Annotated in this window: 15 protein-coding genes; 10 read left to right on the top strand and 5 right to left on the bottom strand. The window is 46.1% G+C overall.

Annotation, left to right across the window (positions count from 1 at the left end; all coding sequences use genetic code 11):
• Window positions 1-241 precede the first annotated feature (241 nt).
• Both PAEAM_RS03970 and PAEAM_RS03975 read left to right on the top strand, forming a co-directional pair.
• Window positions 242-598, top strand: coding sequence for a nucleotide excision repair endonuclease (locus PAEAM_RS03970; RefSeq protein WP_036612270.1), 357 nt, complete (start codon window positions 242-244; stop codon window positions 596-598).
• 207 nt (window positions 599-805) lie between these two features.
• On the top strand, window positions 806-1552 hold the full coding sequence (locus PAEAM_RS03975; RefSeq protein WP_100526758.1) for a Bax inhibitor-1/YccA family protein: 747 nt from the start codon (window positions 806-808) through the stop codon (window positions 1550-1552).
• Window positions 1553-1720: 168 nt separating this feature from the next.
• Here the strand turns inward: PAEAM_RS03975 and PAEAM_RS03980 are convergent, their stop codons facing one another.
• Window positions 1721-2407: a 4'-phosphopantetheinyl transferase family protein gene (locus tag PAEAM_RS03980; RefSeq protein WP_100526737.1), complete on the bottom strand. Its 687-nt coding sequence runs from the start codon at window positions 2405-2407 to the stop codon at window positions 1721-1723.
• A gap of 60 nt (window positions 2408-2467) precedes the next feature.
• Window positions 2468-3340: an arylamine N-acetyltransferase family protein gene (locus PAEAM_RS03985; RefSeq protein ID WP_100526738.1), complete on the bottom strand. Its 873-nt coding sequence runs from the start codon at window positions 3338-3340 to the stop codon at window positions 2468-2470.
• A gap of 288 nt (window positions 3341-3628) precedes the next feature.
• Here PAEAM_RS03985 and greA point away from each other — a divergent pair, with 288 nt between their 5' ends.
• The 3 genes from greA (at window position 3629) to rlmN (ending at window position 7018) form a co-directional block, all read left to right on the top strand.
• Window positions 3629-4105, top strand: coding sequence for a transcription elongation factor GreA (gene greA, locus PAEAM_RS03990; protein ID WP_036612258.1), 477 nt, complete (start codon window positions 3629-3631; stop codon window positions 4103-4105).
• A gap of 283 nt (window positions 4106-4388) precedes the next feature.
• Complete coding sequence (locus tag PAEAM_RS03995; RefSeq protein WP_076329216.1) at window positions 4389-5744, top strand: sodium-dependent transporter; 1356 nt, start codon at window positions 4389-4391, stop codon at window positions 5742-5744.
• Window positions 5745-5923: 179 nt separating this feature from the next.
• A complete protein-coding gene (gene rlmN, locus PAEAM_RS04000) occupies window positions 5924-7018 on the top strand; it encodes a dual-specificity RNA methyltransferase RlmN (protein ID WP_100526739.1) in 1095 nt (364 codons plus the stop codon).
• A 167-nt stretch (window positions 7019-7185) separates the two neighbouring features.
• On the opposite strand, the gene PAEAM_RS04005 is transcribed toward rlmN, so the two are convergent.
• The gene (locus tag PAEAM_RS04005; RefSeq protein ID WP_100526740.1) at window positions 7186-7626 is read right to left on the bottom strand and encodes a GNAT family N-acetyltransferase; all 441 of its coding nucleotides are present in this window, start codon (window positions 7624-7626) and stop codon (window positions 7186-7188) included.
• Window positions 7627-7744: 118 nt separating this feature from the next.
• On the opposite strand from PAEAM_RS04005, the gene PAEAM_RS04010 reads away from it, so the two are divergent.
• From PAEAM_RS04010 to PAEAM_RS04030, 5 genes are all read left to right on the top strand, one after another.
• Window positions 7745-8251, top strand: coding sequence for a MarR family winged helix-turn-helix transcriptional regulator (locus PAEAM_RS04010; RefSeq protein ID WP_076252229.1), 507 nt, complete (start codon window positions 7745-7747; stop codon window positions 8249-8251).
• Between the two features lie 101 nt (window positions 8252-8352).
• The gene (locus PAEAM_RS04015; protein ID WP_100526741.1) at window positions 8353-9462 is read left to right on the top strand and encodes a glycosyl hydrolase family 8; all 1110 of its coding nucleotides are present in this window, start codon (window positions 8353-8355) and stop codon (window positions 9460-9462) included.
• Window positions 9463-9590: 128 nt separating this feature from the next.
• On the top strand, window positions 9591-10466 hold the full coding sequence (locus PAEAM_RS04020; RefSeq protein WP_047840908.1) for a diguanylate cyclase domain-containing protein: 876 nt from the start codon (window positions 9591-9593) through the stop codon (window positions 10464-10466).
• Window positions 10467-10816: 350 nt separating this feature from the next.
• Window positions 10817-12112: a glycosyltransferase family 2 protein gene (locus tag PAEAM_RS04025; RefSeq protein ID WP_100526742.1), complete on the top strand. Its 1296-nt coding sequence runs from the start codon at window positions 10817-10819 to the stop codon at window positions 12110-12112.
• A 153-nt stretch (window positions 12113-12265) separates the two neighbouring features.
• The gene (locus tag PAEAM_RS04030; protein ID WP_100526743.1) at window positions 12266-12994 is read left to right on the top strand and encodes a class I SAM-dependent DNA methyltransferase; all 729 of its coding nucleotides are present in this window, start codon (window positions 12266-12268) and stop codon (window positions 12992-12994) included.
• A 200-nt stretch (window positions 12995-13194) separates the two neighbouring features.
• On the opposite strand, the gene PAEAM_RS04035 is transcribed toward PAEAM_RS04030, so the two are convergent.
• On the bottom strand, window positions 13195-13977 hold the full coding sequence (locus PAEAM_RS04035) for an ABC transporter ATP-binding protein (RefSeq protein ID WP_100526744.1): 783 nt from the start codon (window positions 13975-13977) through the stop codon (window positions 13195-13197).
• A 78-nt stretch (window positions 13978-14055) separates the two neighbouring features.
• Window positions 14056-15279: an MFS transporter gene (locus PAEAM_RS04040; RefSeq protein WP_100526745.1), complete on the bottom strand. Its 1224-nt coding sequence runs from the start codon at window positions 15277-15279 to the stop codon at window positions 14056-14058.
• Between the last annotated feature and the right edge of the window lie 54 nt (window positions 15280-15333).

The raw sequence follows: 15333 nt of genomic DNA on the forward strand, positions 1-15333 counted from the left end.
AAAAGATATTCAATCATAGGGTACAATAGACGGAGGTAGATATAAAGACGTATGTCTCAGTGCCCAATTTCTTCCTCATACCCCTATAGTACCACTTTGAATCAGGGAAGTTAACCTTTTTTTTGAAATATTTGTCGTAATAGCGAAAATTGCGTGAATTGTACTTCATATAGATTGAAATGGTGTCCCTTTATAATATGTGATAGGATGAAAACCTATAGATAATGAGGAAGTGAGCCTATTGATTAATATTACCGTGCCAACACCGGATGTAACCATCACAAAGCAGGCTGATCCACAGCTTAGCCACATTTATGGATTTACTGATTTTCACCTGATTACCCGGGAACTAGGCGGGATTTTCATGTTTTACAATGCCGCTGGAGAGTTGTTATTTGTCGGGAAAGCACGAAAATTAAGACCACGTATCAAAAAGCATTTTGAAGACACAGTATCACCAATTAAGAATCACCGCGAAGAAGTAACGAAGATTGAAGTATGCCTGGTTGAAGATCCGGTAGATCGTGAAATTTACGAGACGTATATCATCAACACGATGCGTGCGAAATACAATGTAGATAAAGTCTTGTACAAATAAGACGTTTAAAAAGCACATGAACATGCAACGTCTGGGACATATGTCCTAAGTGGTGCGTCATTGGGTAAGGATGTAATCGAAGGATTGCATCCGATTCCTTCTGGTGCCATCCCGATCTTTTCGAGGGAGTAGCTTGTAGAATTGAACCGTAGTACGCCCAAGCTTAGCATCACAGATACATCAAATACATATGAAGAGGTGATTGTGTTGATCGGTCGTAGCGGTAACCCTACACTTAAAGACAGCACGTTTGAAAACAAAGGATATGGAGAAGATCGGTATCATAATTACATGACGATCAACGGCACGGTGAACAAAGCATTTATTACGCTTGTGATCCTGCTGGGCAGTGCGTTTGCAACATGGATGATGTTCTTTAACGGACAACAAGTGATGCCGCTCGCTTATGGCGGATTAATCGTTGGTTTCATTCTGGCACTTGTCATTTCGTTCAAACCCGTAGCGGCACCGTATCTAGTACCTATCTATGCCGTGGCAGAAGGACTGTTCCTGGGAGCACTCTCTGCAACCTATGAGTCCCTGTATAACGGAATTACCTTGCAGGCGGCTCTGTTGACCATGGCTGTATTCATCGCTCTGCTGGTGGCATACAAAACCAGATTGATCAAAGCTACGGAGAACTTCAAGTTGGGCGTTGTTGCTGCAACTGGCGGTATCATGATCATGTATCTGTTGAGCTTTGTACTGGGTTTCTTCGGCATTTCGATTCCTTATCTGCATGATAATAGCTTGATTGGCATCGGTATTTCGGTCGTTATCGTGATTGTGGCTGCCCTCAATCTGGTCCTTGATTTCGACTTCATCGAGGGTGGTGCTGAACGTGGTGCGCCCAAGTATATGGAGTGGTACGGTGCATTTGGATTGATGGTGACATTGGTATGGTTGTACATTGAGATCATCCGTCTGCTGGGCAAATTGCGTAGCCGGGACTAGTCCTATTCGATACGTCAGAGACGTAAACGGAGTGTGAATATAAAGCCAAAAAAGCTAACGCGTGATACTCACGTCGTTAGCTTTTTTTGAGTAACATTAGCAGAATTTCCTTAATGGCGCCTCTTATAAAACTCAACTGATTCCAACTCGTTGAGGCCCGGCACCACTTTATACTAACTCTGTATACAGATCATCCAAGGTGATGATCTCGGGCTTGCTCGGCAGCTCTGCCCCAGCCGAACAGGCTGCCAGCATATGTCCATCATCCAGTCGCTGACTGAGAAAGAGATATGTCCCGGCCTGTTTGCAATGCCAATCTTCCCGCTCATTGGGAAGGATGGCGAAGGAGTCCAGTGGCATGGACAACCCCATACCCACTGCCTTGATATAACTTTCCTTCAGCGTCCATAGACGGTAGAAGGTTTCCAGCCGACGATCGTCAGGCTCGGCGGCCAAGAACTGGCTTTCCTTAGGAGAGAAGAAACGCTCTGCAATCTGCATGTCAATTGGAGCTATTTTTTCCACATCCACGCCCAGTTCATCTGTACTGCCAGAGATCAGAGCAATCCAATCACCAGAATGGGAGACGTTGAATTGTACATCCGAATGGTGACTGAGCGAAGGTTTGCCGTAGGAATTACGGGTAAAGGAAAGCTCCGCAGGTCTCAGTCCGGTTAACTTGCTCAAAGTCACACGAGTCAATATCTCTCCCAGCACGGAGCGATACGCGTCAGCCTGACGCACAAAACGCGAAGCCTGAGCACGTCGCTCCGCAGAAACTTGCGATAGCAATTGGTTCCAGTTCGCCTCGGGCAATACTTCTGGAACTTGGAGTACACGAATAGTTATCATCATTAATCACCTGAGGACATATTCGGCGTGGATCAGTAACTTTCCTTTATATGGAATGGACTCTCATGCTTCTTGTACTCGTTTCCATTCTGTATGTGCAGACTGCACTCGCCCCCACATATCTTGGCATTCCAGTTCGCTGTAATTCACCAAGGGTTCATGGAATATTTCAGTTAATACGTCACGCCACTCGGTATAATTCCGGATCTCCGTTTTCCGGATTCCTTCGATATCATTTGTTTGGAGCATACATCCACGTAATTCATGACTGCGATTCTCATCCCGCTGACGAAGCAAAAATACGTTATGCCAAGGTGATTCGACTGCCCGACTGTAGAATTCATGTTTGGGAATGAACTCTTCCAGGCTGGTAATTGCTTCAGGAGCATAGTCCACACCTTCACTTGGCCCATGCGGCTCGTACTCAAGCCGCCATCCCCCAGCCACAACAGATGATGGCATCAATTGGTACGTGAACGGAGCTGAACCATAGGTTCCATAACGAAGTGGCAGAGGTTCAAAGGGCATTCCGCCGAGACCTACATCTACAATCCAGCGTTCAACTGTCGGGTCAGTATCTGGCAGAAGCACAGATAGACCGAGATGGAATGAGTTCACACGGGGTTGTTCCCCATGAGGCTGTACTCCCCCACGATGCCAATCAACCGTATAACCCAGCGAGCGGAGAAGAACACTAAATGCACCATTTAGATGAAAGCAGTAGCCGCTACGTCCCTGTAATATAAGCTGAATTGAATCTTGAAGACTGATTTCCGCAGGACGACCTGCAAAAATATCGACCGTTTGCCAGGATAAATATTGTACATGTGCTCGCTGGAGTTCAAATAAGAATTCCAGTGTAGGTTCCTTTATATCATCTATGCCGATCCGTTTCAGATAGGCCTGTATTTCAGCTGTATTCAATTGTTCAATCATTCTTATCACCTCACGTCATATAGTGGGTTGCATGTGGTAGTTATAAACTTCTGCTGCCCTGAGTTCATTGTAAAAGTGAACGGATGAAAACAACATCATCAGTTGAGCAGATTGTAACGGTACAATTATTGAACAAAGCCTTGAAATTCGTCTCAAGGGATGGGCATGGTTCTGATTTCATTGAAATACAATATATGGATGAGCTATTTCTTTTTCCGGGGTATGCTAACCCTTTGGAGTGGATATAGGTTAGAATATAGATAGATAGCAGGATTAGGAGATGGAAAAATGGCTAATGATGAAGTGATTTTGACACAGGAAGGCTTGGAAAAGCTGGAGGACGAACTGAAGGATTTGAAGACGGTGAAGCGTAAGGAATTGGCAGCTCGTCTGAAACTCGCGATCAGTTACGGTGACCTGAAGGAAAATAGTGAGTATCATTCAGCCAAAGATGATCAGGCCTTTATGGAGACCCGAATTTTGATCTTGGAGAAGATGCTGACAAAAGCAAGAGTCATTTCTTCAGACAATATAGACTCCAACAAAGTGAGCATTGGATCGACGGTGTTGCTTAATGACATTGAGTTCGCCGAGAAGATTGAATATAAAGTGGTTGGTCCTGCCGAGGCCGATGTTGCGGATAATAAAATTTCGTACGAGAGCCCGCTGGGCAAGGAGATAATGGGCAAAGAAGTGGGCAGCGTCATTCATGTCAATGCTCCGATGGGCGTTATCAAGTACGAGTTACTTCAAATTAAAGTGTAATTTAAAAAGAGAGGTGCTCCACAGTCATCCAAGTGGCTGAGGGGACACCTCTTTTTGATTCTATTGGGCTTTGAACGGTTGGGAATACGGATTTGTTGAAATTTCATACGGTTGGACTAACGGACTTTATCACATACTGTGTTTAAGGAACTTATGAGATGAAGATTTCCGTGTGTTTTACATGTAAAAAAATAACATTTCGACAAATTTCGAATTTCGAATGACCTGACAAGGTGAGTAGTATATAATTACGGGAAAACTTTAAAGTGATGGAGTAGATACGATGAATTTTAGTAAGCCTAATCTAGATCAAGACAACGCTGGCAAAGGAGAACGGTTCTCCCAAGCTGGATTTATCCTGGCGGCCATTGGTAGTTCGGTCGGTCTGGGCAACATGTGGAAATTCCCGTACATTACGGGTGAAAACGGAGGGGCTGCGTTTTTCCTGCTCTTCATCGTCTGTTTGCTGTTGATTGGTTTGCCAGTTCTTCTCGCTGAACTTGCGATTGGTCGCAGTGGCAGAGGTAGTGCAGCTACGGCTTTTATCAAAGCAGGTGGACATAAAGGTTGGCTCGCAGCCGGTTTGCTGCAAGTACTGACTCCTTTTATCATCCTCTCTTTTTATGTCATTATTGCAGGGTGGACCTTGCAATATGCAATTACGTCATTCAGTGGAACATTGTTTAACAATCCGGATTATGCCGGACAGTTCGACTCCTTCATAGGTGGCTATATGCCGATTGTATGGCAACTGGTCGCGGTCCTAATTACAGGCTGGATTGTAGCCAAAGGGGTATCTAACGGAATCGAGAAGTTTAACAAGGTACTGATTCCGGCGATGTTGGTACTGCTCATTATCCTGATGATTCGTGCAGTTACATTGCCGGGTGCGGGAGCTGGGGTATCCTTCTTCCTGAATCCGGACTTCTCACAGCTTACAACGGAATCCGCACTGGTAGCGCTTGGACATGCCTTCTTCTCCCTGTCACTGGGGATGGGTATTCTTGTAACCTACGGTTCGTATGTGGATAAAAATCAATCTCTCGGTGCGGCAACCGTCGCCGTTGGTGCAGGTGACCTGATCTATGCATTCATTGCGGGTCTAATCATCTTCCCAACAACATTCTCGTTTGGTATTGCACCGGACCAAGGACCGTCACTGATCTTTGTGGCACTTCCGGCGGCCTTCTCGGCGATGCCACTTGGTTTCTTGTTTGGTGGCCTGTTCTTCATCCTGTTGGCTATTGCGGCATTAACGTCAGCAGTATCCTTGCTGGAAGTTCCGGTGAAATATTTCATGGAACGTTTGTCCTGGAGCCGCAGTCGTGCGGTATGGGTTATATCACTCGCGGTCTTCATCGTAGGACTTCCTTCGGTATTGTCGCTCGGCTTGCTGCCTGAATGGACGATTGGATCGAAGAGTGTGTTCGACTGGATGGACTTTGTAGCATCCAACATCCTGTTGCCTGTCGGTGGACTGCTTGTAACGATTTTTGCCGGATACTTCTGGAAAACGGCTGCGGAAGCTTCAGGCCTGCGTTCCGGATGGTTCCGGGTGTGGCTGTTCATGCTGCGTTACGTAGCTCCGATCCTGGTTCTGCTGGTTCTACTGCACACATCCGGCATCATTCACTTCTAATGATGAAGACCCGATAGGGTGAAATATGGTCTGTTGTGCAGATTTACCATGGATAAAACCTCTTGGAAGAAATGCAAAAGCCCTTGTTTTCCCTCGTCAATTTTGGGACAATACGGAGTAGAGGTTTTTTGGGTAGGACCGATAAGCCATATGCTTTTTTGCGAAAAGAGGATTATACAATGAACAAATCATCCATATATGGATTAACATTAGAGCAATTACGTTCCTGGCTGCCGGAGCATGGGCAGAAAAAATCCCGTGCATCCCGGATCTGGGAATGGTTATATCAAGAGCGTGTTCACGATTTCCCTGCGATGACCGATGTCCGTCAGGAATGTCTGGACGTTCTCTCCGAGCATTTCACCATGAACTCGCTGAGCGAACATGTGAAGCAGGAATCGGCAGATGGTACCGTGAAGTTTCTGCTTCGGATGCAGGACGGCAACCTGATTGAGACGGTATTGATGCGGCAAAAATACGGACTTACCGTCTGTGTGACCACACAAGTGGGCTGTAATATCGGCTGTAGCTTCTGTGCAAGCGGTCTGATCAAGAAGAGCCGAGACCTGACCGCTGGAGAGATTGTGGAACAGATTATGCATGTGCAGCGACATCTGGATGCAGCGGGTCAAAACGAACGGGTAACCAACGTAGTTGTGATGGGGATTGGCGAACCATTCGACAACTTCCAGCACATGAGTGATTTCATCGAAGTTATCAAGGATCGCAAAGGATTGGCACTTGCCGCCAAACGGATAACTGTATCCACGAGCGGCCTTCCGGACAAAATCAAGGAATTTGCAGATAGCAGTCTGCAGGTTAACCTGGCGATCTCTCTGCATGCACCTAATAATGAACTGCGTACACACATCATGAAGATCAACCGGGCTTTCCCGATTGAGCAATTGATGGATGCGGTGGATTATTATCTGGCTAAAACCAACAAACGCATCATGTTTGAGTACATCCTGTTACGTGATGTTAATGATCAACGTGAGCATGCCGCGGAGCTCGCTGAACTGTTATCCAGTCGCAGAAGTATGGTCAGTGTGAACCTGATCCCATACAACCCGGTGGATGAGCACAGTCAGTATCAACGGAGTACAGAAGAGTCGATTCTCGGCTTCTATGATACGCTCAAAAAGAACAACATCAACTCCACTGTACGTATGGAACATGGTACGGATATCGATGCTGCTTGCGGACAGTTGCGCAGTAAACAAATGAAGAACAATGCTGCCGAATCCGAGCCAGACCGTCTGGCACTGGGATAAGATACAACGCGTCTGGCAAGTAAGTTAGGATACTTGGTTGTTATAATCAGTGCCTGCAATTTGTACGTGCCACCTACCGTTGTTGAGTTCGCAAATGCGTTGCCTGAATGCAAAACGCCTCTGTATATCACTGAGAAGTGATAACGGAGGCGTTTTTTGGAGTTTCATTATTTCAGTTTTTTGGTCATCAGCAGATGGGGAATGCCGTCTTCCATAAATACTTCCGATGCGGGTGCGTATCCGAGACGTTCGTAGAACCCGGAAGCTTGTACCTGTGCGTGCAGCTTGGCTTTCTCAAGACCATCAGCAACAGCCATCTGCTCCAGCTTGTCGATCAGCACACGGCCCAGGCCGTGTTTACGGTAATCGAGCATGACACAGATCCGTTCCAATTTGGCGACCTGTTCCACAATGCGCAGTCTGGAGGAAGCAGCAGGTACACCGTCTACGTAGAGCAGAATGTGGCGCACCTCCGCGTCTAATGTATCATAAGCATCGAATTCATCCGCTGCGGATACGCCTTGTTCTTCGACGAAAATAGCCGTACGAATGGCGAAGCAGGCATCGAGCAATTCCTGATTAGTAACTTCAACAATCGTTGTATTCATGAATGTTTCTCCTTTGGGTGATCGTAATGTTATCCTGACGTGATAAACTGGTACATACAGGAATGTGGAACGAAACTCGTTCTTTTCAACAGTAGTTATACCATCAATTATGTTGCGAATGCAACAATTTTATAGGGGCGTGAGTGTGTTGACTGAGAAAAAAGAAGTGCTGCGTGAAATTGGTATGATTGCCCGCTGTCTGGATTCAATCAGTAATGTCGAGTTTCAGCATCTGAACCTGTCCCGTGGACAATATCTATATCTGTATCGAATCTGTGAGAATCCGGGCATAATTCCGAATCAGCTTGCTGAATTGATCAAAGTGGATCGCACGACGGCGGCCAGAGCTATTAGCAAACTCGAATCCGATGGGTTCATTATTAAACAGCCAGCAATGGGTAATAAGAAGAATAAGGTGTTGTATCCCACCAAAGCTGGGCTTGAAGCATGGGAATTCATTCGTAAAGAGGGCGTGCATTCGGATCAGGTGACTCTGGATGGTCTGACGGAGGAAGAGATCGAGACCGCAGTCATGCTTCTACGTCGAATGCGACATAATATCGAGGTGGACTGGAAATTTGTCAAAAAGGGTGGACGGCGACCCTACATGGATATTTCGGAATGAACAGAGGAACGATTCTTGACCCCTGCATCCCAGACTCTAGCCGGAATTATCCAAAGGAGAAGAATCATTATGCCAGGGAAGCATCAGTACAGGAGGGAGTCATGAAACGGGTAAACCGAAAAAGGCTAACGTGGTGGATCATATTGGCAGTCAGTATCACGGCAGCGTTAATTATTTTTGTGAAGGAGCGGTTTGTGATGAATGAATCATCTCCTACGGTATCCTTTGTTCAAGATCATATGACTAATCCTAATGGTACAATTGCGACCTATTTGCAAGATGCTACCTCAGAGAGAGCAGACATCGTAGCAGGCAGAGAGGCTTTATCTGAATCACTTGGTCTTTGGATGCAATATGCTGTAGCCAAGAATGATCAGGCGTTATTCGAGGAAAGCTATGAACTGTTGACCACCTATTTCCTCATGCCGCAAAAATATATTGCCTGGAAGCTGGATGCCAAAGGTGAATCTCAAGTGACAACCAACGCGCTTGGCGATGATTTTCGAATTGTTGGTGCGTTATTAAAGGCAGCAGATCAATGGAAACAAGAAAGAGAAGCCAAACTGGAAACAGCTTCGGAAATATCCCGTACACTTTCGCAATCGGTTCAGAATAAAGGATATTATGTTGATTTTCACGATTTTGCGAGTGGTCACTCCACAGATACATTAAGTCTGGTCTATGTTGATCTCCCGTCTCTACAATTGATGGAAAAACATCAGTTGGTGGAACCGGGAACCTATGCCAAGTACGAAGCTTTGCTGAAGAAGATGCCTGACGATGGATTGTTCTATCCGAAGACCTTCGATGTAGTCCGTAAAAAATTTACGTATGATGATACGGTGAATCTGATCGACCAGTTGATCGTGGCGAATCATCTAACCGTGACCGACCGCAAACCGGACAAGCTCATTTCTTTTTTGAAAAAAGAGTTCAACACCCGGCATCAGCTGCCCGGACAGTATAAGCGAGAATCACGCACACCTGCCGTCTCTTATGAATCTTCCTCGGTATATGGCCTTGCCATTTTACTCGCTGTTCGTTCAGGTGATCCAAAATGGGCCAAACAGTTGTATAACCATATGACTACGTTGCGTGGTCAGGACTCTCGTTATCCAGGTGGATATGTATTTGACGGTAACACACATCTGTTTGATAATCTTTTTCCTTTATTGGGAGAAGTTAATTTACAGAAAAATATGAAAAAGTAATGATTTTGTCATTTAATGAATTCTTCAATGTGTTAGCATAGTTTTGTCTAAACATGTCATAAATTGTTGCGATATAAAAGAAGTGAGGTTGAACAAGAGTTCTATAAATTCAACGGAGAGAAGGAACTATGAGGAATAAAGCACCTACCCGCCGTATTGCGTGGGGATATGCCCTTTTAATTGGACTAGCCCTCATGCAGCAACTGATGATTTATCTTAAAGTGTACATGGATCAGAGCTACACTACAGGGGATTTGATTTTTAGTATCGTGTCGCTGGGTGCCTTGGTTTTTGGTCTTTTTCTGCCTGTTGGTGTATCCGTCGTGACGGGGTTTGTATATCTGGTTTCTTATTTTGTGTGGCTTGTTACTTATGCTGATGCAAATGTGCTTGTGTTCTCCTGGTGGTTGCTCATCCCTGCCAACGTTGCCGTGGCTGCGTTCATCAAGGCAAGTCTGCTGCGCAGTGCGCGTGTAGTGGAACGTCTCCAGGATATGCAGGACCGTAACCCGGAAATCGATCTGGATACCACGCTTGGTAATAAGGGAGCGCTGGCAGATACGTTAATCAAACATAGTAACCTTGCTCGTCGGTACTCCGAAAAGTATGGATTCAGCATTGCCATGTTCAAGATTGAATTTTTGCCACTGGTGATGGAATCCCTCGGTTCTGTCCGGTATGCACAGTTCCTGCTTGAAATCTCGGGTACGATTCAGAAGCAGATTCGGTATGAGGACTATAAATTTTTCGTGGATCGTGGGCGATTTGTCATCATATGTCCGATGGTGAATGTGGAATATCTTCCACTTCTTACACAGCGGATCAAAAAAGCCATAATGGATCTTCATATTATTGATAAAAAGGGAAATGAGCTGCAAACGGTGATACGCTCTGGTGCTCTGGTATTCCAAAAGGAGCAATTCAGCAAGTACGAGGACATTGACGCGGTTATTGCCGCCCTTGAACGAAACACAGAGACCGATCTCATCGGTGAGTATATATAAGTTATATAGTTCAACTAATCATTTACACGATAACGGAGGGGACAGAAATAATCTGAAGAAGCGTAGCGTTCGCCTTTATCCCTGGATTTTCCCTTATGAAGAAGGGAATCAAAAAAATCTGGGGATAACAGCGATCGGAAGGTTGTTCTGTCCTCGGAGTGTCAGTGTAAATAATCTTTAGTTGAACTTATATAACGGGAAGGAGAGAGGCGCTGTGGACTATATGTCCTGGTTCATCCCGATCTGTATCGCCGTCAGTTCTTTATTTGCGGTATTCACGATTTGGTTAACAATTGCAACCCTTCGCTTTCGGTCGAAAGTTATTCGCAAGTATGATCGGAGGAAAGTAAGTGGCTGATTTTATATTAATATTATCTATATTTAGTATCTGGATTGCCGTATTCGAGTCGATTGTTATTATGGCAGGTGCGATTCGTTTTATTAATAAACAGGACAAAAAAGGGATTCAGATCCCTGAAGATATGGATCATTATCCAACAGTCACGGTCATGGTACCTGCGCATAACGAGGGTCTGGTCATTGTTGCGACAGTAGAGCACATCCTGCGCCTGAATTATCCGGAGGATAAAGTTCAGGTCATCGTGATCGCGGATAACTGTACAGATGATACCGCAGAGAAGCTGAGATCATTCCTCAGTCAGACCAGTTATATGCATCGCAATGTAACAGTAATGGAGCGTAAAGGAACAGGTGGCAAGTCCGGGGCATTAAATGACGGACTGGACATAGCCACAGGTGATTGGATCTGTATCTTCGATGCAGATGCCGCACCTGAACGGAATGCATTAATGTTTTTGACCCAAAAATCGCTTGAGAATCCTGAACAATATGGCGTGGTTTTTGGCAGAAACAAAGCACGCAACAGAGGTCAGAATTTCCTCTCCAAATGCATCAATCTGGAGATCATTACTTCGCAACGTGTGTATCACACGGGTCTGTGGGAATTGTTCCAGCTTGGTTCCATCCCGGGGACGAATTACATTATCAAAACCGAGTTGATCCGGGAGATTGGCGGCTGGGATGTGACAGCTATTACAGAAGATACGGCGTTATCATTTGAGATTTTGAATCGCGGACAGTTTGTGGCACTTGCGCCGCAAGCGGAAGCTTATCAGCAGGAGCCGGAACAGCTTAGTGTGTACATGAAGCAGCGCGAACGCTGGGCCAAGGGGAACTACCAAGTGGTACTGGATAATATCCATAACCTGTTTAACCGTTCCAGTTGGCGTAATAAGTTGCTGGTCATCTATTATGCCGTCAGTTATTTCTGGTTTATGCTTGCGATCATTGTATCGGATATTATATTTCTCGTGAATCTGGTCTATCAGGTCATTGCCATATTTAAACCAGAGGTAAGTTCACCGTTCCAGTTTGCCGGCGATGCATATGTGTTTCTGGTCATTGGTTGGGCACTTATGTACTTTATTTACGTGTTACAGATCAATCTGGCACTTGCCGCAGATATTGGACAGAGCAATACTCGTAATTTCATCTATGCCTGCATATCCTATTTCACGTATGCACAGCTGTTCATCCTGATCTCGATCAAGGCTTTCTACTCCTTGATCATGGACAAGATTCGGAAACGCGAAAGCAAATGGTACAAAACAGAACGTTTTGGCTAAGCGGCGTAAATGTTATAAGTGTAAGGCAGAAAGGCTGTTTGCTGGAGAACTCCAGACAACAGCCTTTTTGTTATAGCCAGACACATCCATATTCTGTATACTCTTACAGGCTGTAAATAGGAAGTATGCTTATCCGAAATGGAGGGTCACGGAATGAAGGACAGAGGATCGGACTTTTACGATGATCAGGCGAACTTTGAGAAGTATATGGAACGTCGCAAGTGGCAGGAGAATGCCAATGATACATTGGAGAAGCCGGTGATGCTGGAGTTGATTGGAGATGTTGCCGGCAAGAACATACTGGACCTTGGTTGTGGAGATGCAAGGTTCGCCGCAGAATTGCTGAGTCGGGAGCGCGAAGGTGCGACGTATACGGGAATTGAAGGTTCTGTGAATATGATTCAGGCAGCTAACGAATCGGTAAAAGGATTGAATGCCCGGATTGAGCAAGCGTTCATGGAAGACTGGACCTACCCGGCCGTAGCGTACGATCTGGTTATATCAAGACTGGCTGTTCACTATATTGAAGATGTGGAGAGCCTGTTCCGCAACATATACAATACTTTGAAAGAGAACGGGACATTTGTATTTTCGGTAGAACATCCTGTGATCACGTCCACACTGCAACCTTCCGGGACGCGAACGGATTGGGTGGTTGATCAGTATTTTGTGGAAGGATTCCGTGAGCAGCAGTGGATGGGCGGTTCTGTGAAAAAGATGCATCGTTCCATTGAATCATATTTTATGGCATTGCAGCGGGCAGGGTTCCGTGTAGAACATTTGCGCGAGTCAGCACCACAACGTGCTTATTTTGTAAACGAGGAGACCTATCTGCGCAGGCAACGCATTCCGCTATTTCTGTTTTTAGGTGTGCGAAAATAGGATAGTGGTGAAACGTATAGATAAATAGATGAAACCGTAAAGTTATACTCATAAATTAGAAAGTTCTACACAGAAAACGGTGGATAACACTAGATATAGCAGTAAAAAGCCCAAAATCTATCCACATGTGGATAAGATATCGGGCTTTTTACTGTTAAGTTTCTTCACCTATGTTACGTTTGCTGTGTATAACCCCGCAATTATGAATCCGCCGCAGCTCTGACATAGACGCGATCCCCGTGCCGATCAACTTCCACAGGTGCCTCGAAGAAATCACTAAGCACTTCTGTATTCATCAGATCGCCAGTTAATCCACTACGGACGACTTCGCCCCGGCGCAGCAAAAGGCTGTGACTGAATACGGGCAATATTTCCTCGGTATGATGGGTGACATAGATGAGTGACGGGGTATCTGGACGCTGTGATAATTCACGGATGCTATTCAGCAGTCGCTCTCTTGAGAACAGATCCAGTCCATTGCAAGGCTCGTCCAGAATGAGTACACGCGGATTGGCCATCAGTGCTCGGGCAATGAGAAGTTTCTGTTTCTCGCCTTGAGAGCAGGTACGATATTCGCTATCCCACAGGTGCTGACAACCCAGCGTTTGCATCAATTCCTGTGCCTGATCCAGATCATCATCTGACAGCTTGTCATATAGGCCAATGGTGGCGTGTTTGCCGCTGATCACGACATACTGTGTGCGGTCTGTGCCATGCAATTTCTCTTGCAGAGATGAACTGACCCAGCCAATGGATTTGCGAAGCTGTCTCAGATCGACATCCCCATATTCATGGCCTAACACGGATATCTTGCCTTCGGTCGGCCAGAGATACCCGGTAATCATGTTCAGGAGTGTTGTTTTGCCGGAGCCATTCAGGCCAAGCAACGCCCAGTGTTCACCGTCATTAACCTGCCAGTTCACATCGTTCAGCAGGGTAAGGGGTCCCCTTTTCCAAGTAACATGCTGTACATCAATAATCATGCGTTATTCCTTCCTTCTGTTATCCTCAATTCTCCTATGTGTATTGTAGTCACAAAACGAAAGAGGTTTCAACGGTTATCATGCTGTTCTTGGTTGGTCCTTACGCAGAAATACAGCACACACACCAAGCAGTGGCAAAAACGAACATAACTTGATAACAAACGAAATGCTGGTCACGTCAATTAAGGAACCTAACACAACCGAGCCAAGTCCAGCCATGCCAAACGACAGGCCAAAAAACAATCCGGATACCGTTCCAATATGACGAGGGAGCAATTCCTGTGCATAAACAATGATGACGCTGAAGCCGGACATCAGGATGAGTCCAATCATTCCGCACAACACCATCGACATGACGGGGCCCGCATAAGGTAGCAGTAGGGAAAACGGTGCAGTGCCTGCAATGGAGAACCAGATCATCGGTTTACGTCCATAGCGATCAGCGAGTGGGCCACCGAGCAAGGTTCCGACCATGCCTGCAAATTGCAAAATAAACAGACAGATCTGTGCCTGGGAGAGAGGCAAACCATATGCATCCGCATAATAGAAGGCGTAGTACCCGGTCATGCCTGCAATATATACGAATTTGGAGAACAGCAGCAGGATGAGAATTCCCATTGTAAAAGCGATGAATCCCCTGCTCACAGGCCGAGCTGCTGGCCCTGCGCCGCTTGATTTTAGAGGGCGTTGCTGACGAATGTGGGTCTCGGCAAGCTTGTCTCTGTACCAACGACTGACCAAAGACTGAATGAATATGCCGATCAGGGCAAAGCCCATCAGCCATAGAAAACTACGCTGCCCATGTGGCAGCAGGATGAAGGCGACCAGTAATGGAGCAATAGCCTGTCCTGTGTTGCCTCCCACCTGGAAGATCGACTGCGCCATTCCGCGTCCTCGTCCGGCTGCCATATGGGCCACACGTGAGGATTCGGGATGGAGGATGGATGAGCCTATACCAATCAATGCTGCCGAAACAAGCAACATCCATAACTCGGAAGACAAGGCTAAGCCGAGAACACCGATCAGGGAGAATAACATGCCTCCGGGAAGCAGGATCGGCATTGGCTTGCGGTCTGACATATAACCGACCAGTGGCTGAAGGACGGATGCGGTAATATTCAGGGTGAAGGCAATCCAGCCCATCTGGGCGAAACTTAGCTGCATGGTCTGCTGGAATAACGGGAAAGCAGACGGAACCACTGTCTGCATCGCATCATTCAGCAGATGGGCGAAGCTGACTCCGGCAAGTGCCCAATTGGCGGAGGAGTTGATTTGCATTTTGCTTAAAGTGGCCTGAGCCATGGGAGATCACCTCGATTTATTTTTTTCTATGATAAAAGATGGGGGCAGATCATG

It is taken from the genome of Paenibacillus sp. GM1FR (assembly GCF_002803315.1).
GTDB lineage: Bacteria > Bacillota > Bacilli > Paenibacillales > Paenibacillaceae > Paenibacillus > Paenibacillus amylolyticus.

Coding starts and splice junctions, on each gene's coding strand:
- PAEAM_RS03980 (WP_100526737.1), bottom strand. CDS start 2,407: ATGATGATAACTATTCGTGTACTCCAAGTTCCAGAAGTATTGCCCGAG.
- PAEAM_RS03985 (WP_100526738.1), bottom strand. CDS start 3,340: ATGATTGAACAATTGAATACAGCTGAAATACAGGCCTATCTGAAACGG.
- greA (WP_036612258.1), top strand. CDS start 3,629: ATGGCTAATGATGAAGTGATTTTGACACAGGAAGGCTTGGAAAAGCTG.
- PAEAM_RS03995 (WP_076329216.1), top strand. CDS start 4,389: ATGAATTTTAGTAAGCCTAATCTAGATCAAGACAACGCTGGCAAAGGA.
- rlmN (WP_100526739.1), top strand. CDS start 5,924: ATGAACAAATCATCCATATATGGATTAACATTAGAGCAATTACGTTCC.
- PAEAM_RS04005 (WP_100526740.1), bottom strand. CDS start 7,626: ATGAATACAACGATTGTTGAAGTTACTAATCAGGAATTGCTCGATGCC.
- PAEAM_RS04010 (WP_076252229.1), top strand. CDS start 7,745: ATGCAACAATTTTATAGGGGCGTGAGTGTGTTGACTGAGAAAAAAGAA.
- PAEAM_RS04015 (WP_100526741.1), top strand. CDS start 8,353: ATGAAACGGGTAAACCGAAAAAGGCTAACGTGGTGGATCATATTGGCA.
- PAEAM_RS04020 (WP_047840908.1), top strand. CDS start 9,591: ATGAGGAATAAAGCACCTACCCGCCGTATTGCGTGGGGATATGCCCTT.
- PAEAM_RS04030 (WP_100526743.1), top strand. CDS start 12,266: ATGAAGGACAGAGGATCGGACTTTTACGATGATCAGGCGAACTTTGAG.
- PAEAM_RS04035 (WP_100526744.1), bottom strand. CDS start 13,977: ATGATTATTGATGTACAGCATGTTACTTGGAAAAGGGGACCCCTTACC.
- PAEAM_RS04040 (WP_100526745.1), bottom strand. CDS start 15,279: ATGGCTCAGGCCACTTTAAGCAAAATGCAAATCAACTCCTCCGCCAAT.